Origin of the sequence: Microbacterium galbinum (assembly GCF_023101185.1) — a bacterium.
Classification (GTDB): domain Bacteria; phylum Actinomycetota; class Actinomycetes; order Actinomycetales; family Microbacteriaceae; genus Microbacterium; species Microbacterium galbinum.
This window is the reverse complement of sequence record NZ_CP078077.1, coordinates 2,870,789-2,886,556: the sequence shown is the minus strand read 5'-3', so window position 1 is coordinate 2,886,556 and position 15,768 is coordinate 2,870,789. Positions and strand designations below refer to the sequence as shown.

Annotated in this window: 19 protein-coding genes; 4 read left to right on the top strand and 15 right to left on the bottom strand. The window is 68.4% G+C overall.

Annotated features, from left to right (window positions below):
- The 9 genes from KV396_RS13950 to KV396_RS13910 all read right to left on the bottom strand — a co-directional run bounded on the left by KV396_RS13950 (window position 1) and on the right by KV396_RS13910 (window position 7,048).
- A complete protein-coding gene (locus KV396_RS13950; RefSeq protein ID WP_247956086.1) occupies window positions 1–906 on the bottom strand; it encodes a tyrosine recombinase XerC in 906 nt (301 codons plus the stop codon).
- Between the two features lie 58 nt (window positions 907–964).
- Window positions 965–2,155, bottom strand: a complete 1,191-nt coding sequence (gene dprA, locus KV396_RS13945) for a DNA-processing protein DprA (RefSeq protein WP_247956085.1) — start codon at window positions 2,153–2,155, stop codon at window positions 965–967.
- On the bottom strand, window positions 2,152–3,681 hold the full coding sequence (locus KV396_RS13940; RefSeq protein ID WP_247632302.1) for a YifB family Mg chelatase-like AAA ATPase: 1,530 nt from the start codon (window positions 3,679–3,681) through the stop codon (window positions 2,152–2,154). The genes dprA and KV396_RS13940 overlap by 4 nt, the downstream gene beginning before the upstream one ends.
- Entirely contained in the window at window positions 3,678–4,040 is a 363-nt protein-coding gene (locus tag KV396_RS13935; RefSeq protein ID WP_247632303.1) for a YraN family protein, read from the bottom strand. The genes KV396_RS13940 and KV396_RS13935 overlap by 4 nt, the downstream gene beginning before the upstream one ends.
- Window positions 4,041–4,156: 116 nt before the next feature.
- Window positions 4,157–4,483, bottom strand: coding sequence for a DUF2469 family protein (locus KV396_RS13930; protein ID WP_247622592.1), 327 nt, complete (start codon window positions 4,481–4,483; stop codon window positions 4,157–4,159).
- 53 nt (window positions 4,484–4,536) lie between these two features.
- Window positions 4,537–5,196 carry a ribonuclease HII gene (locus tag KV396_RS13925; protein ID WP_247956084.1) on the bottom strand — a complete coding sequence of 220 codons (660 nt, stop codon included), beginning with the start codon at window positions 5,194–5,196 and terminating at the stop codon, window positions 4,537–4,539.
- A complete protein-coding gene (lepB, locus tag KV396_RS13920) occupies window positions 5,193–5,927 on the bottom strand; it encodes a signal peptidase I (RefSeq protein WP_247622594.1) in 735 nt (244 codons plus the stop codon). The genes KV396_RS13925 and lepB overlap by 4 nt, the downstream gene beginning before the upstream one ends.
- Before the next feature lie 117 nt (window positions 5,928–6,044).
- A complete protein-coding gene (rplS, locus tag KV396_RS13915; RefSeq protein WP_247622595.1) occupies window positions 6,045–6,392 on the bottom strand; it encodes a 50S ribosomal protein L19 in 348 nt (115 codons plus the stop codon).
- Window positions 6,393–6,559: 167 nt separating this feature from the next.
- Window positions 6,560–7,048, bottom strand: a complete 489-nt coding sequence (locus tag KV396_RS13910) for an MFS transporter permease (RefSeq protein WP_247622596.1) — start codon at window positions 7,046–7,048, stop codon at window positions 6,560–6,562.
- A 113-nt stretch (window positions 7,049–7,161) separates the two neighbouring features.
- Between KV396_RS13910 and map the strand changes: the two genes are divergently transcribed.
- Window positions 7,162–7,944 (top strand): type I methionyl aminopeptidase, encoded by a 783-nt coding sequence (gene map, locus KV396_RS13905; protein WP_247622597.1) that lies wholly within the window; start codon window positions 7,162–7,164, stop codon window positions 7,942–7,944.
- Window positions 7,945–7,956: 12 nt separating this feature from the next.
- Here the strand turns inward: map and KV396_RS13900 are convergent, their stop codons facing one another.
- The 5 genes from KV396_RS13900 to rpsP are packed head-to-tail and all read right to left on the bottom strand — an operon-like array spanning window position 7,957 to window position 10,747.
- The gene (locus tag KV396_RS13900; protein WP_247632305.1) at window positions 7,957–8,697 is read right to left on the bottom strand and encodes a class I SAM-dependent methyltransferase; all 741 of its coding nucleotides are present in this window, start codon (window positions 8,695–8,697) and stop codon (window positions 7,957–7,959) included.
- 44 nt (window positions 8,698–8,741) lie between these two features.
- Window positions 8,742–9,437, bottom strand: coding sequence for a tRNA (guanosine(37)-N1)-methyltransferase TrmD (gene trmD / locus KV396_RS13895; RefSeq protein WP_247956083.1), 696 nt, complete (start codon window positions 9,435–9,437; stop codon window positions 8,742–8,744).
- Between the two features lie 19 nt (window positions 9,438–9,456).
- Window positions 9,457–10,089, bottom strand: a complete 633-nt coding sequence (gene rimM, locus KV396_RS13890; protein WP_247632307.1) for a ribosome maturation factor RimM — start codon at window positions 10,087–10,089, stop codon at window positions 9,457–9,459.
- Window positions 10,073–10,303 (bottom strand): RNA-binding protein, encoded by a 231-nt coding sequence (locus tag KV396_RS13885; RefSeq protein ID WP_247622601.1) that lies wholly within the window; start codon window positions 10,301–10,303, stop codon window positions 10,073–10,075. Before KV396_RS13885 ends, rimM begins: the two co-directional genes overlap by 17 nt.
- Before the next feature lie 6 nt (window positions 10,304–10,309).
- Window positions 10,310–10,747 carry a 30S ribosomal protein S16 gene (rpsP, locus tag KV396_RS13880; RefSeq protein WP_247622602.1) on the bottom strand — a complete coding sequence of 146 codons (438 nt, stop codon included), beginning with the start codon at window positions 10,745–10,747 and terminating at the stop codon, window positions 10,310–10,312.
- Between the two features lie 208 nt (window positions 10,748–10,955).
- Here rpsP and KV396_RS13875 point away from each other — a divergent pair, with 208 nt between their 5' ends.
- The gene (locus KV396_RS13875; RefSeq protein ID WP_247632309.1) at window positions 10,956–12,107 is read left to right on the top strand and encodes a glutamate--cysteine ligase; all 1,152 of its coding nucleotides are present in this window, start codon (window positions 10,956–10,958) and stop codon (window positions 12,105–12,107) included.
- 3 nt (window positions 12,108–12,110) lie between these two features.
- Here the strand turns inward: KV396_RS13875 and KV396_RS13870 are convergent, their stop codons facing one another.
- A complete protein-coding gene (locus KV396_RS13870) occupies window positions 12,111–13,010 on the bottom strand; it encodes a sugar-binding transcriptional regulator (protein ID WP_247624697.1) in 900 nt (299 codons plus the stop codon).
- A gap of 174 nt (window positions 13,011–13,184) precedes the next feature.
- Between KV396_RS13870 and KV396_RS13865 the strand changes: the two genes are divergently transcribed.
- The gene (locus KV396_RS13865; RefSeq protein WP_247956082.1) at window positions 13,185–14,894 is read left to right on the top strand and encodes a glycerol-3-phosphate dehydrogenase/oxidase; all 1,710 of its coding nucleotides are present in this window, start codon (window positions 13,185–13,187) and stop codon (window positions 14,892–14,894) included.
- 87 nt (window positions 14,895–14,981) lie between these two features.
- Window positions 14,982–15,737 (top strand): MIP/aquaporin family protein, encoded by a 756-nt coding sequence (locus KV396_RS13860; RefSeq protein ID WP_247622605.1) that lies wholly within the window; start codon window positions 14,982–14,984, stop codon window positions 15,735–15,737.
- Window positions 15,738–15,768 lie beyond the last annotated feature (31 nt).

Here is a 15,768-nt window from a genome sequence, read left to right as displayed (position 1 = left end):
TCAGGCGCGCGGGTGCGCGAGGCGGTAGGTGGCGGTCAGTCGCTCGGCGGAGACGTGCGTGTAGATCTGGGTGGTACCCAGGCTGGCGTGGCCGAGGATCTCCTGCACGGCGCGCAGGTCGGCGCCGCCGTCGAGGAGGTGCGTCGCCGCCGTATGCCGGAGTGCATGTGGACCGACCGTCTCCGACCCCACGAGAGGGCCGAGCACTTCTGCCACCAGCGAGTACACCGCACGCGGTCCGATTCGCCCGCCGCGGCTGCCGAGGAAGACGGCGGCACCGGAAGCATCGCTCCGGGCGACGAGCGCCGGCCGCGCGCGCCGCAGGTACGCGTTCAGCGCCTCCCGGGCGGGCACCCCGAAGGGCACGACTCGTTCCTTGGCGCCTTTGCCGAGCACGCGCGCGGTACGGCGATCGACGTCGAGATCGTCGATGTCCAGTCCGCAGAGTTCGGAGACACGGATGCCGGAGCCGTAGAGCGTCTCGAGGATCGCATGGTCGCGGAGAGCGAGCGGATCTCCGCCGGCGGTCGCGCGGCTGCGGTGCTGCTCGAGAAGCGAACTCATCGCGTCCTTCGAGGCCACGACCGGCAGGGTGCGACCGCGCTTCGGAGCGATCAGACGGAGACTCGGATCGTGCGCGATGATCTCGTGCTCGGTCGCCCAGGTGAAGAACGATCGCGCAGCCGCCGCGCGGCGCGCCAACGTCGACCGTGCATCTCCGCGCTGGGTCGCTTTCCACAGCCAGTCTCGGAGCACGTCGAGATCGACGTCGCCGATCGTGATGTCTCCGGCCGACGCTGTCAGGTCCCGCAGGTCGGAGCGATAGGCGCGCACCGTCGCCGCCGACAGCCGGCGCACCCGCTCGAGGTACTCCGTGAAGGCCTGGACGGCGGCGGCGAGCTGCATGGCTCCAGCATGCACCGGATGACGGTGCGAGAGATCGCACCTCGCCGCCGCGGCTCGATCAGCGGTTCGCCGCGCGCACCCACCCCGCATCCGATCGTGTCAGGATCCCCTCGAGGTCGAGCAGACCGAGCAGCGCGCGCACCCGGTCGGGGGCGAGACCGCTGCGTCGACAGATCTCCATGACGTCGAGCGGCGTCCGCGTTCCGAGAGCGTCGAGCAGACGGGTGCGATCCGGATCCTGGCGCCGCGAAGCCGACGCCTCCTGCGTGTCGTCGCCCCAGAGCTCGCGGACCTCTGCTGCGCAGGTCACACAGCGTGCGTCGTACTCACGGAGCAGGCGATGGCACCCCGCTGAGGCCGCCGAGGTCACCGGCCCCGGCACGGCTCCGAGGGGTCTCCCCAGCGCCGCCGCGTGACCCGCCGTGTTGAGGGAGCCGCTCCGCCATCCCGCCTCGACGACCACGGTCGCCTGGCCGAGTGCCGCGATCAGACGGTTTCGGGCCAGGAAGCGCCACTTCGTCGGTGCGGCTCCGCACGGCAACTCGCTGACGACCGCCCCGTGCCCGGCTATTCGGGTGAAGAGCTCCTGGTGTCCGGAGGGATACGCGCGGTCCACACCGCCGGCCAGGAACGCGATGGTCGCCCCTCGGACTCCGAGCGCCGCACGATGCGCGACGCCGTCGATGCCGTACGCCCCGCCCGAGACGACCGTCGCACCGCCCGCGGCGAGATCTCCGGCGATCTCGGCGGCGATGTGCTCGCCGTACCCGGTCGCCGCGCGAGCGCCGACGATGGCCACGCGCGGGGTCGCCCTCAGGAGTCGGGCGTCCCCGCGAACCCACAGCGCCGGTGGAGCGTGCTCCCCCAGGTCGTCCAGCGAATCCGGCCAGTCCGGGTCGCCGGGGATCACCAGGCGCGCACCGACCTGGCTCGCACCGTGCAAGGCGTCGACCAACGCACGGGTCTGCGCACGCGGCCGCCAGCGCGCTCTCCCTTCCGCCAACGCGCGATGCGCCCGTGCGGAGCCGTCCACACGACCATCCGCCGGACTCGGCGCATCGAGGGCAAGCTCGAGGGCACCGGCGGCACCGAGTTCCCGGATCAGCGAGCCCGCGACGCCGTCGCCCGGTTCCGCGAGCACCGACCACGTCGCGCGAGCGATCGCCTCCGTCGATGCGCCCGCCTCACCTGCTCGGAGAGCGGACGCCGCATGCACGACCTCCCGGTCGTCGATCATCTCGTGGGTCACGGCGTCATCCCCCTCTTGAGGAGCAGCGCTCGACCGATCTCATCCTGTCGAGGACGCGCGAGCCCGGCGAGGTCGGCCATCGTCCACGCCAACCGCAACACCCTGTCGTAGCCGCGCAGGGTCAGCGCTCCCCGTTCGAGTGCCCGATCGAGCGGCTGACGATCCGCGGAGTCCAGGCGGAACTCCCCCTGCCGGAGCCACGTCCCCGGGATGTCGGCGTTCCGCGACCACGGCGTCCCCGTCCACCTCGCGGCCGCACGCCCCCGCGCATCGGCGACGCGTTGTCGAGCGGCGGCCGTCGAGAATTCGGAGCGGCCACCTGCGGTCGCGCGCGATGCAGCCACTCTCGCGACGCGCAACTCGATGTCGACACGGTCGCGGAGGGGTCCCGAGAGCCGGGTCGCATATCGCCTGATCGCCTGCGCCGGGCAGGTGCATTCCGCGCCGCGCACGCCGTAATTGCCGCACGGACACGGATTCATCGCGAGCAGGAGTTGGAAGCGCGCGGGGAACCGTGCGGTGAACCCCGAGCGGATCACCTCGATCGCGCCGGATTCGAGCGGCTGGCGAAGCGCGTCCAGAGCCACCCTTGAGAACTCGGCCGCCTCGTCGAGGAACAGCACGCCGCGATGGGCGCGCACGATCGCGCCGGGACGCGCCACCCGCGATCCGCCGCCGACCAGCGCGGCGACGGATGCGCTGTGATGCGGTGCCTCGATCGGTGGAGTCCGGTCGAGGCACGCCACTCGATCACCCATCAGCGAGCGGATCGAGGCGACCTCGAGTGCTTCGCCTTCGGTGAGCGGTGGAAGGATTCCGGGGAGGCGTCGCGCGAGCATCGTCTTGCCGGCGCCAGGGGGACCGCTGAGGAGCATGTGGTGCCCACCCGCTGCGGCGACCACGAGCGCCTCGACCGCCGACTCCTGCCCCACGATGTCCGCGAGGTCGAGCGACTCGCTCGGTTCCTCCTCCACGGCGGGCGGTTCTTCGACGGGCACCTCGGGGATCTCGACATCCGCCCCGTGCCAGACCGCCACCTCCGCGAGCGAGCGCGCCCCGCGGACCTCGATCCCGGTCACCAGTCGCGCTTCGGCGGCGTTGGCCTGGGGCACGATCACGCGCTCGAACCCTGCCCTCGCCGCCGCGAACACCGCGGGAAGCACTCCGGCCACCGGTCGAACACGACCGTCGAGACCGAGCTCGCCGACGTGTACGGTGCCCCGGATCGATCGCGGGGAGATCGCATCCCCCGCAGCGAGTGTCGCGACGGCGACCGCGAGGTCGAAGCCCGATCCGTGTTTCGGCAGGCTGGCCGGCGAGAGATTCACCGTCATCCTTCGCCGCGGGAGGTCGAGTCCGGAGTTCTTGCATGCGTTGTGCACGCGCTGCACCGCCTCTCCGAGCGATTTGTCGGGCAGCCCGATGATCTTGAACTCCGGCGTCTGGTTCGAGAGGTCCGCCTCGACCTCGACCATGTGCCCGTCCACCCCTGTGATGGCGACCGCCCAGGTGCGTGTGGTGCTCATACGAGGTCCGCCACGTGCTCGAGCGACCCGGATGACGGGTCGTGACCGACGATCCCCACCACATCGAGCCTGATCCGACGCCCCCGAGCATGAAGCGGATGCGCGACGGCCCAGGCGTGGGCGAGCCCCCACATCCGCCGCTTCTTGCGCGCGTCGATCGCCTCGAACGGGTGCCCGTAGTCGACCGTCCGCCGCGTCTTCACCTCGACGCAGACGAGGTCCTCGCCCTGAAGAGCCACGATGTCGATCTCACCTTGCGCGCAACGCCAGTTGCGGTCCAGGAGTGTGTACCCGGCGCCGACGAGATGCCGCGCCGCCCGTTCTTCCCCGGCTCTACCGAGGTCATCCTTCGCTGCCATTCCGACAGCATGACGATCGTGGCACCCGCGCGGCGGGGCGGTCTCCGAGCGTCCACCGCACGGCGGAAACCCGGCCCTCAGGCGTCAGTGGTGCAGGAGAGGTGCGCTTTCCCGACTCACTCGCCGTCGAGCGAGAGTTCCTGGGGAAGTTCGAACTCCCGGCGCTGCAGCTCCTCGACGTTGACGTCCTTGAAGGTCAGCACACGCACGGCCTTCACGAAGCGATCGGCGCGGTAGATGTCCCACACCCACACATCGCTCATCGAGATCTCGAAGTAGAAGTCGTGCTCCGTGTCGCGCCGCACGACGTTCACATCGTTCGCCAGATAGAACCGACGCTCGGTCTCGACGACGTACTGGAACTGCGAGACCACGTCTCGGTACTCGCGGAACAGCGCGAGCTCGAGCTCGCGGTCGTAGTCGTCGAAGGCTTCCTCATCCATGGTGGTTCCATCCTAGGGTCGCAAGAGCCCGCGTGCGGCACCGCACCCGGCGCTCAGAACAGGGCGGGAGCATCGGCGATCGCCCACGACGCACGATGCAGCGGGGAGAGTCCGAGCGTGCGGATGGCTTCTCGATGCTCGGTGCTCGCATATCCCTTGTTGCGATCCCACTGGTACTGCGGGTAGTCGGCATGGAGCTCGGCCATGTGCGCGTCGCGCGCGACCTTCGCGATCACGGATGCGGCCGAGACGGAAGCGCAGTCCCGATCGCCTTTGATCACCGGACGCACGTCGAGCACGGAATGATGCACGGCCGAGAGATAGTCATGGTTCCCGTCGAGCAGCACGACCGCCCCCGCGGTCGACGTGCCCTGCGCGACGACCGCATCGACGGCACGGGAGGCGGCCAGACCCAGTGCCCGGATGATTCCGACCTCGTCGACCTCCGCGGCACTGGCCCATCCGACCGACGAGGCGCGCACCCACGCCGTCGCCCGTTCCGCGACGTCGGGTCGACGTCGCTCGGTGACGAGCTTGGAGTCGCGGAGCCCCTCGGGCACACGACGTCGCGCTCCGGCGGCATCCATCACCGCCGCGCCCACCGCGACCGGACCCGCGAGCGCTCCGCGACCGACCTCGTCGAGCGAGATGATCAGGGCGCTGTCGCCGAGGATGCGCCGCTCGAGCGTGAGGCTCGGGGAAACGACCGTCATTCTTCGTCCGGAACGCTGTCGAAGGCTTGGTGGTGTCCGTCGATCGCCCCGATCCGCCCGAACGGCCAGGTCGTCAGGAAGGCCTTCCCCACGACGTTCGACACCGGGACGAAGCCGCCGCTGGGAAGCTCCTGATGCGCTCGCGAGTCCCGCGAGCGAGTGCGATTGTCGCCGAGCAGCCACAGCGAGTCCTCGGGCACGACGACGTCGAAAGGTTCGTTCGACGCCGCGGTGTTCCCTTCGGGGAGGTTCAGGTAGTCGAGCTCGTCGATCGGAGCGCCGTTGATCGTGATCTGTCCGAGTGCGTTGCAGCACACGACGTGATCGCCGGGGAGGCCGATGATGCGCTTGACGAGATGGTCCTGCGAATCGGAGGCGGAGATGCCGATGAAGGTCAGCACGCCGTCGATCGCCTGCACGAGCGGAGGGGATGCCGGCGGCTGCGGCTGGTCGCCCAGCCATCCGCCCGGGTCCTGGAACACCACCACGTCGCCGCGCTCGTATCCCGTCCATCGCGGCGTGAGCTCATCGACCAGGATGCGGTCGTTGACCATGAGCGTGCGCTCCATGGATGCCGAGGGGATGTAGAACGAGCGGACGATGAAGGTCTTGACCACGAACGAAACGAGCGCGGCGATCAGGATGATGATCAGCACATCGCGCAGGAAGACCAGCAGTCCACGGCGCCGCCTCGTGCCCGTGGCGGGCGCGGCGGAGGGTTCAGAGGTCATCGGCATCCTTCGTCAGTCGTGCGTGCCATCGAGCGGCAGTATCAAGGTTCGCATACCGGGGACGAAACAAAGCACCCCAGGACATCGTGTCCTGGGGTGCTGTGGAGATGCGGCGACTCAGCGGTCGCGCTTCTCCTTGATCTTCGCCTTCTTGCCACGCAGCTGGCGCAGGTAGTAGAGCTTCGCGCGACGGACGTCACCGCGGGTGACGACCTCGATGTGGTCGATCACCGGCGAGTGCACCGGGAAGGTACGCTCGACGCCGACCTGGAAGCTGATCTTGCGGACCGTGAAGGTCTCGCGCACGCCGTCGCCCGAGCGGCCGATGACGACGCCCTGGAAGACCTGGATACGCGAGCGGCTGCCCTCGGTGATGTTGACGTGCACCTTGACGGTGTCACCGGGGAAGAAGTCCGGAATGTCCGAACGGAGGGAAGCCGCGTCTACGGCGTCGAGGATCTGCATGATCGTCTCTCTCTGCACTCGCCTCAGGTCGCATGCATGGTGGAAGGAACAAGAATGGGTGTGCACCGTACGGGGCCGAAGCATCCGCGGGTTCCCCTGAGGCAGAACCGGTCACGGCACAAACATCTATTCTGCCATGGATGACCGCAGCCGCCAAAACACGCGTCTCAGCCGAGCGGGTCCTTCTCCTGCACGATGATGACCTCGCGCGGGCGAGGCTCCGGTGATGCGTCATCGGATGCCGGGAACGAGGACCAGGCGATCGTCTCGCGGAACCGCGCCCCGCTCCCCTTCGCCTCGCTCCAGAGCTGCCACCCCTGCAACCAGACGAGTGCGAGGCCGACGATCACCGCGGCGGTCAGCAGCCACGGGAAGACCCCGGGGATGAAGCATCCGACCGCGATCGTGAGACCGTGCCAGAGCGTGAACCCTGCCACGTCCCACCACGACACGGCGCGGTCGGCGCGCACCGACGGTCGCGAACGAGTGAGGAGGGTGAGGAGCAACTGGCCCAGGAACACGGACGGGATCGCAATGAACAGCACCCAGAGGATGGCCCATCCGCCCTGGAACACTCCCCATCCGACGAGGAGCCACAGGGGCAGGAGGAAGGCCGCCGGCAGGAGCCAGCGGAAGAACGCCCGTCGCAACCACATGCTCCGATGGTATGCCGGTGGGCGGCGGCTCGCACGGCTGTTCGCTGTGAGCGCGGCGACGCCGCGTCCGCCCGGATCGGGGAGAATGGACGAGGACGAGAGGACTCCCCCGAATGATCGAACTGCGCACCCCTGCCGAGATCGACGAGATGCGCGCAGCCGGCCGCTTCGTCGCGGAGACGCTGGCCACACTGCGCTCCGACACGAAGGTCGGGACCAACCTCCTCTCGATCGACCGTCGCGCCCATGACCTGATCCGTCAGCGCGGTGCCGAGTCCTGCTACATCGACTACCACCCGTCCTTCGGTGCGAGCCCGTTCGGGAAGGTCATCTGCACATCGGTGAACGACGCAGTGCTTCACGGGCTCCCCCACGACTACACGTTGCGTGACGGCGACCTCGTCTCGCTCGACTTCGCCGTATCCGTCGACGGATGGGTGGCCGACTCCGCCGTGTCGTTCGTGGTCGGCACCCCGCGCGACGAGGACCTCCGGCTGATCGAGACGACGGAGCGCGCACTGGATGCCGCCATCGCCGCGGCCGTCGTCGGCAACCGGATCGGCGACATCTCGGCATCCGTCGCAGCCGTCGCCCATGGCGAGGGGTACTCGATCAACACGGACTTCGGCGGGCACGGAGTGGGTCGCACGATGCACGGCGACCCCCACGTCGCGAACGACGGTCGCGCCGGACGCGGATTCCCGCTCCGCGACGGACTCGTGCTCGCACTCGAGCCCTGGTTCCTCGCGACGACCGACGAGCTGGTGACCGACCCCGACGGCTGGACTCTGCGCAGCGTCGACGGTTCGCGCGGCGCGCACTCGGAGCACACCGTCGCGATCACCGCGGACGGACCCATCGTGCTGACCGACCGATCGTTCCTCGGGGTCGACTGAGCGTCCTCGCGGTCACGCCGTCCGGCGGTACCTGTACACCTCGGTGAGCTGCGGGAGAACCAGCTCCGCCCGCCCACTCGTCTCGGGGGCGTCGTCGAGGACTGTCTCGATCGCCGCGAGCATCTCGGTCTTCGATCGGCGGTCGGCGACGAGGACACTGCTGATCGTGCCCCACCGACGCAGGTAGTCATCACGTGAGATGTTCTCGGACCACGCGATCACCGCACGCGAGTCGAACTCGAAGCCGGGAAGATCCTCGACGGCACTCCCGGTCGTCTGATCGTCGGCGCCCACTGCCGGATGAGCGATGCGGTGAGCAGCACGGTCCCAGGTGCAGGCGGGATCGGAGTGGTTCCAGACCAGCCCGAGGACACCACCGGGCGTCAGAATGCGAGCGATCTCGGCACACGCCGCCTCGCGCTCGAACCAGTGGAACGCCTGCGCCACCGTGACCGCGTCGACGGAGGCGTCGGAGAGGGGGATGCTCTCGGCCGTGCCGAGATGCGCCGCCACATCGACCAGCTTCGCCCGCAGCACGTCGAGCATCGGTTCGGACGGCTCGACTGCCTGGACGGAGGTCGCGCGACCGACCAGAAGCTCGGTGAACTTGCCGGTTCCGGCACCGAGGTCCAGCACCGCCCCGACCCGCTCCGGCAGGATCAGGTCTGCGGCGGCATCCGGGAAGCCCGGTCGATAGCGGTCGTAGTCCGCTCCGATGGTCTGGAAGGAATCCGCGAGCACGCGATCGATCATCCTCGGACGCTATCACCGAGAAGGAGGAGGTCTATCCGTCCCCGTCAGTCGGCGTCGTCGGCGAGCAGGTCCGGTCGACGCGCTCGTGTGCGCTCGAACTGCTGATCACGGCGCCACTGCGCGATGCGCGCATGGTTCCCGCTGAGGAGCACCTCCGGAACGGCGCGCTCCCGCCAGACCGCCGGCTTCGTGTACGAGGGGTACTCCAGCAGGCCGTCCTCGTGCGATTCCTCGACCAGGCTCTCGGGATTGCCGACGACTCCCGGCACCAGGCGTCCGATGGCCTCGATCATCGCCATCGTCGCCACCTCGCCGCCGTTGAGCACGTAGTCGCCGAGACTGATCAGACGTACCTCGCCGAGCGCCGCGGCGTACTCGAAGACCCGCTCGTCGATGCCCTCGTACCGGCCGCAGCCGAAGACGATGTGCTCGCGCGTCGCGAGATCGCGCGCGGTGGCCTGCGTGAAGACCTCACCGGCCGGCGACGGGAAGATGATCGTCGGACGTTCGGTGGCCGCGGCGACCTCGTCGAGTGCGAGCCCCCAGGGCTCCGGCTTCATCACCATTCCGGCACCCCCGCCGTACGGAGTGTCGTCGACGGTGCGGTGACGATCCGACGTCCAGTCTCGGAGGTCGTGGACGTTCAGGTCGAGGATGCCCGCATCGCGCGCCTTGCCGAGCAGGGAGAGCGTGAGACCGTCGAAGTACGACGGGAAGATGGAGAGGACGTCGATGCGCACGGGAGTGACCTCTCAGCGGCTACTCGGCCGCCGGGGAATCCTCGGCTGCGAGCGGTTCCTCGGCCGCCGCCGAGTCGTCGTCGGCATCCGGAAGCTCCTCGAAGAGCCCGGGCGGCGGGGTGACGATCACTCGACCGGCAGCGACGTCGACGGTCGGAACGATCGCCGAGACGAACGGCACCATGATCTCCCTCTCACCGGACTTGACGATGAGGAGATCCTGCGCCGGGAAATGCTCGATGCGCTGGACGCGTCCGACCACGGCGCCGTCACGGACGACATCGAGGCCCACGAGCTGGTGGTCGAACCACGCGTCGTCCTCGGTTTCGTCGACGTCCTGGTCGATCCAGAGGATGGCCCGCACGAGGCCTTCGGCGGCGGTGCGGTCGTCGACGTCGTCGAAGAAGGCGACCGGGTTGCCGTTCATCACCCGGTACTCGCGCACGGTGATCGTCTTGCCGTGCCACGGAGATGCCTCGGGCACCTGCAACGTGAACTCGGCTCCCGTGACGAAGCGACGCTCCGGGTTGTCGGTGTACAGCTCGAGCTTGAGCCCGCCCTTGAGGCCATGGGCCTTCACGAGGCGCCCCACCCGGAGCTGGTTCTTGCCCTGTGGGGTGTCCTGCGGCACCACGTCAGTCGTCCGCGACATCGACGCGCACGCGACGGCCGTCGGCCAGGGCGGCGACGAGCGTACGGAGTGCCTTGGCGGTGCGGCCGCCGCGCCCGATCACGCGTCCACGGTCATCGGGGTGCACGCGCACCTCGAGGAGATCGCCTCGCGGCGACGTGGATGCGGTGATGCGCACATCCTCCGGGTGATCGACGATCCCCTTGACGATGTGTTCGAGCGCGGCGGCGAGCACGACGGATTACTCTGCGTCGGCGGCGGGAGCCTCGGCGGCCTCCGCGTCGGCGTCGGCGGCGGGAGCCTCCTCAGCGGGAGCCTCCACCTTCTTCTCCGCCTTCGGCTTGACGACGGACTTCTTCGAGGAGTCGACCTCGAAGGCGGCCTTCGGCTCGGCGACCTTGAGGGTCGACTTCGCGTCGGCGTCGCCCTTGAACTTGCCCCAGTCGCCCGTGATCTTGAGGATCGCGGCGACCTGCTCGGTCGGCTGCGCGCCGACGGAGAGCCAGTACTGCGCACGCTCGGAGTCGACCTCGATGAACGAGGGCTCCTCGGTGGGGTGGTACTTGCCGATCTCCTCGATCACGCGACCATCGCGCTTGGTGCGCGAGTCGGCGACGACGATGCGGTAGTACGGCGCACGGATCTTGCCCAGGCGCTTGAGACGAATCTTGACAGCCACGATTCTCCTGAATTGTGTGGAAGGAAACGAACTGGTCGCCTGGAGAGTGGGGTGCACATCCGGCGGAAGCTCAAAGAGGAGGACGGAAGCTGGATAGAGGGTCGAGCATGCCGTCCGACCTTCTATTCTGCCAGATGCCGAGCCCGGGCGCGAAACGTGAGGACTCCGGCTTTCCCGTGTCGCGTCGGCCGCGTGCCAGAATGTGCACGTGACGCTCGAGTTCGCCCCCTCAGCCCGCTCCACCGTCGGCTTGGAGTGGGAGATCATGCTCGCCGATCCGGCGTCCGGTGATCTGGCCGGACGAGCGCCCGAACTCCTCGCCGTTCTCGAGGAACAGAGCGCCAGCGAACGCCACACCGTCACCGGTGAGCTCCTCACCAACACGATCGAGGTCACGAGCGGCGTCGGCGAGTCCGTCGCCCACGCCGTCGACGACATCGCCCGGGCGATCTCCGCGGTGCGCGGGGCCACCGACCCGATCGGGATCGAGTTGCTGTCGGCCGGCAGCCACCCGTTCGCGCAGTGGTACGACCAGCAGGTCACCGATAAGACGAGGTACCACACGCTGATCGAGCGCACGCAGTGGTGGGGCCGCAACATGATGATCTGGGGCATTCACGTGCACGTCGGCGTCGATGACCATCGCAAGGTGTTCCCGATCATCAACGCGCTCACCGCGTACCTCCCTCACCTGCAGGCACTCGCGGCATCGAGTCCGTTCTGGGCCGGGGAGCGCACCGGGTACGCCTCCAATCGCGCGCTGGTGTTCCAGCAGCTGCCGACCGCCGGGCTCCCCTGGCCTCTGCACGATTGGGCGCAGTTCGAGTCGTACATGGACGACATGGTGCGCACCGGCGTGATGAAGGATGCCTCCGAGGTCCGCTGGGACATCCGGCCCGCACCCCGCTGGGGAACGATCGAGGTGCGCGCCTGCGACGGGATGTCGACGCTCCCCGAACTCGCCGCGGTCGCCGCGCTCGTGCAGGTCCTCGTCGAGCATTTCTCGCGAGAACTCGACGAGGGACGCCCGCTCTCCGCTCTGCCCTCCTGGTTCCACCGCGAGAACAAATGGCGCGCGGCGCGCTACGGGCTCGACGCCCGGGTGATCGTCGATGACTCCGGCGCGCAGCGCGACGTGCGGGATCACCTCGCCGAGACCCTCGACGAACTCGCGCCCGTGGCACGAGCGCTCGGATGCGAACGGGAGTTCGGCAGCGTCGGCACGATCCTGCGCGATGGAGCCAGTTATGCGCGGCAGGTGGCCGTGGCGGACGCCGCCGAGGGCGACCTCGGAGAGGTCGTGCAGCACCTCATCCGCGAGTTCCGCTCCGGCCCGGAGGCCTCGACGCACGAAGCCTGACCGTCAGTCCTCCGCCAGGCGGCGCGCGAGTCCCTCGTCGAGGACCACATCCGTGATCAGATCCGCGGCGATCGCCGCACGGAGGCTGGCGAGCTTGGGGATGCCGGACACGACGCAGACCCGTCGGGGTACGCGTCGCAGGCGATCGAGCGTCGGGCCGGTCGCTCGCGCATTGAGACGGATGTCCTTCCAGGAGCCGTCGGCGCGGAAGAAGACGGTCGCGACGTCTCCGATCGCATGGTCCTCGCGCAGGCTCCGATAGTCGTCGCGCCCGAGGTATCCGCCGACGTACACCCGGCTCGGCACCTCGGCCGCGGGCGATCCGAGGCTGAAGACCGCGATGTCCATTTTCGACTGCAGGTCGAGCACACGCCGTGTGCTCCGCTCCCGCCACATCGCCTCGCGCGTCGCCGGGTCGTCGAAGAACGCCGGCACCGGGAACTGCTGCACCTGCGCACCGAACGCGCTGCCGAAGCGCTGGAGGATGTCGCTCGAGTACTCGACACCGCTGGTCTGGGTGTTGCCCGCACCGTTCAACTGCACGAATGTCGTGTTGTGCGTCTCCTTCTGCGTGAGGCCGCGACTGACCGCACTGATGGTCGACCCCCACGCCACGCCGATGATCATGTTCGAGTCGACGAATTGCGACAGCAGTCGCCCCGCGGTCAACGCCACCCGTTCCAGGCGCTCGACCTCGCTGACGATCTCGGGCATGGGAACGACGTGCGCCACGATGCGATGACGATCCCGGATCCGCTGCTCGAGCATGCCGAGCCGCTCGAGAGGCGAATTGATGCGGATGTCGACCAGACCGCTCTCCCGGGCATAGCTCAGAAGACGAGATACCGATGAGCGGGAGGTGCCGAGCTCGCGCGCGATGACCTCCATCGTCTTGTCCTGCATGTAGTAGAGCTGGGCCGCGGTGAGCGCGGCGACCAGCTTCCCGTCACGCGGATGTGCACTGTGATCAGCCAAGACCGCCTCCTTGCCCTCGATCCTTGCACATATGTGCACTGGGCTTGCGCGCAGCGGACGAGAGGTCGATGCTGGGGGGCAAGCAAGGAAGCGAGCTCGAGAATGATCGAATCGACACACTCATCGGCCGAGCGCGACGACGTACGCGCGCTCCGCGAATCCGGACGTACGACGGTGCTGCTCATCGGCGGCGGCATCAACGGAATATCGACATTCCGTGACCTCGCCCTCCAGGGCGTCGACGTCGTCCTCGTCGAACGCGGCGATTTCGCCTCCGGGGCATCGTCGGCGTCCAGCCACATGATCCACGGCGGCATCCGCTATCTCGAGAACGGCGAGTTCCGCCTCGTTCGCGAGTCGGTCGAAGAGCGCAACGGCCTCCTGCGCATCGCTCCGCACTACGTGAAGCCGCTGCAGACGACGATCCCGATCTACTCGACGTTCTCGGGCATCCTTTCGGCGCCCCTGCGTTTTCTCACGCACAAGAGCGGCAAGCCGCAGGAGCGCGGTGCGTTCCTCATCAAGATCGGTCTGACGATCTACGACACGTTCTCCCGTGACGGCGGTAGCGTTCCGCGCCACCGGTTCCTCGGCCGCAAGCGTTCGCTGGCCGAACTGCCCGCGCTCGACCCGAACATCAAGTACACCGCCACGTACTACGACGCGTCCATGCACGACCCGGAGCGTTTGGCCCTCGACGTCCTGCAGGACGGCCGTTCCGCGCACCCGGGCGCGCACGCGCTCAACTACGTAGAGGCGATCGCCCGCGACGGCGAGAACATCGTCCTCCGTGACCGCGAGAGCGGCACGGAGTTCCCGGTGAAGGCCGACGTGGTCGTCAACACCTCCGGCCCCTGGACCGACCTTACGAACGACGCCCTCGGCACCGACACGCGATTCATGGGCGGCACCAAGGGGTCGCACATCGTGCTCGACCACCCGGAGCTGCTCGCCGCCACGCGTGGACGCGAGATCTTCTTCGAGCACTCCGACGGTCGTATCGTGCTGATCTACCCGCTCAAGGGCAAGGTGCTCGTCGGAACGACCGACATCGACGCGGATCCCCGCGAGGTCGCCGTCTGCACCGAGGAGGAGGTCGACTACTTCTTCGACCTGATCCACCACGTCTTCCCGCAGATCGCGGTCGCCCGTGAGCAGATCGTGTACCGGTTCTCCGGCATCCGTCCGCTCCCCCGTCACGAGGACACCGCACCCGGTTTCGTCTCGCGCGACTACCGCATCGAGGTCGACGAGAAGGGCGCCGTCCCGCTCGTGAGCCTGGTCGGCGGCAAGTGGACGACGTTCCGTGCGCTCGGCGAGTCGCTCTCCGACGTCGTGCTCGGCCTGCTGAACCGCACCCGCACGGTCTCGACCGCAGGCCGCGCCATCGGCGGCGGCCGCGACTTCCCGCGCACCGAGAAGGCGAAGCGCATCTGGATCCAGGAGAACCTCGCGGGCGCCGGAGACCGCGCAGAGAAGCTCCTCTCCCGCTACGGCACCCGCGCCGCTCAGGTCTGGGAGTACGTCGAGCAGGGAGCGGACGCCCCGCTCGCCGGCGGCGACCTCTCCACCCGGGAGCTCGAGTGGATGGTGCAGAACGAGCTCGTCGCGCGCCTGCAGGACGTCATCCTGCGTCGCACGAGCATCGCGTTCACCGGTCATGCCGATGCCGAGGTCCTCGATGAGATCGCCGACGCGCTCGCTCCCCTACTGGACTGGGACCGTTCGAGGCACGATGCTGAACTCGAACAGACCCGCCAGCTGCTGAACGAGCGGCACGGCCTCGACATCTCGTCCCGCACCCGCGGCTGACGAGACGGAACCGCCGCCTCCCCGCGGCGTAACCCAAGAAGTGTCACGGCAGGGATGACGTGACACGTAAGAAAGGTCAAAGAAGACATGCCTGATGTCAATCTCGGTCTCTATTTCCTGTCGGAGTTCGTCGGCACGGCGATGCTGGTCCTTCTCGGATGCGGTGTCGTCGCCAACGTCGCCCTCGCGAAGAACAAGGGCTTCGGCGGCGGCTTCCTGATGGTCAACTGGGGATGGGGCCTCGCGGTGTTCGCGGGTGTCATCGTCTCGGCGTACTCGGGTGCGATCCTCAACCCGGCCGTGGGTATCGGCCTGGCGATCGCCGGCAAGATCACCTTCACGATGTTCCTCGTCGCCACCGCCGCAGAACTGCTCGGTGCGATCCTTGGTGCGATCGTCGTCTGGCTCGCCTACAAGCAGCACTTCGATGAGGAGCCGGAGGCCGCCAACAAGCTCGGCGTCTTCTCGACCGGCCCCGCGATCCGGTCCTACGGCTGGAACCTCGTCACGGAGATCATCGGTACGTTCGTCCTCGTGTTCGTGATCTTCGGATTCGCCGACTACGGCGACATCGAGGTCGGCGTGCCCGGAGGCCTCGGACCGCTCACCGCGCTGCCCGTCGCGCTGCTCGTGGTCGCCATCGGCGCCTCGCTCGGTGGACCGACCGGCTACGCGATCAACCCGGCCCGTGACCTCGGCCCCCGCATCGCCCACGCGATCCTCCCGATCAAGGGCAAGGGCTCGAGCGACTGGAGCTACTCGTGGGTGCCGGTCGTCGGACCGCTCATCGGTGGTGCGATCGCGGCCTTCGCCGCCCCCGCCCTGCTCGGCCTCGCAGCCTGACGCCACCCGAATCCCACTTCAAAGGAGAACA

Excerpts from the sequence above, each read along its gene's own strand:
- KV396_RS13860 (WP_247622605.1), top strand. The coding sequence starts at position 14,982 with ATGCCTGATGTCAATCTCGGTCTCTATTTCCTGTCGGAGTTCGTCGGC.
- KV396_RS13925 (WP_247956084.1), bottom strand. The coding sequence starts at position 5,196 with ATGACGGTCGTTTCCCCGAGCCTCACGCTCGAGCGGCGCATCCTCGGC.
- KV396_RS13950 (WP_247956086.1), bottom strand. The coding sequence starts at position 906 with ATGCAGCTCGCCGCCGCCGTCCAGGCCTTCACGGAGTACCTCGAGCGG.
- KV396_RS13940 (WP_247632302.1), bottom strand. The coding sequence starts at position 3,681 with ATGAGCACCACACGCACCTGGGCGGTCGCCATCACAGGGGTGGACGGG.
- KV396_RS13910 (WP_247622596.1), bottom strand. The coding sequence starts at position 7,048 with ATGTGGTTGCGACGGGCGTTCTTCCGCTGGCTCCTGCCGGCGGCCTTC.
- map (WP_247622597.1), top strand. The coding sequence starts at position 7,162 with ATGATCGAACTGCGCACCCCTGCCGAGATCGACGAGATGCGCGCAGCC.
- KV396_RS13930 (WP_247622592.1), bottom strand. The coding sequence starts at position 4,483 with ATGGATGAGGAAGCCTTCGACGACTACGACCGCGAGCTCGAGCTCGCG.
- rimM (WP_247632307.1), bottom strand. The coding sequence starts at position 10,089 with ATGTCGCGGACGACTGACGTGGTGCCGCAGGACACCCCACAGGGCAAG.
- KV396_RS13865 (WP_247956082.1), top strand. The coding sequence starts at position 13,185 with ATGATCGAATCGACACACTCATCGGCCGAGCGCGACGACGTACGCGCG.
- lepB (WP_247622594.1), bottom strand. The coding sequence starts at position 5,927 with ATGACCTCTGAACCCTCCGCCGCGCCCGCCACGGGCACGAGGCGGCGC.
- KV396_RS13900 (WP_247632305.1), bottom strand. The coding sequence starts at position 8,697 with ATGATCGATCGCGTGCTCGCGGATTCCTTCCAGACCATCGGAGCGGAC.
- KV396_RS13870 (WP_247624697.1), bottom strand. The coding sequence starts at position 13,010 with ATGCAGGACAAGACGATGGAGGTCATCGCGCGCGAGCTCGGCACCTCC.
- KV396_RS13935 (WP_247632303.1), bottom strand. The coding sequence starts at position 4,040 with ATGGCAGCGAAGGATGACCTCGGTAGAGCCGGGGAAGAACGGGCGGCG.
- rplS (WP_247622595.1), bottom strand. The coding sequence starts at position 6,392 with ATGCAGATCCTCGACGCCGTAGACGCGGCTTCCCTCCGTTCGGACATT.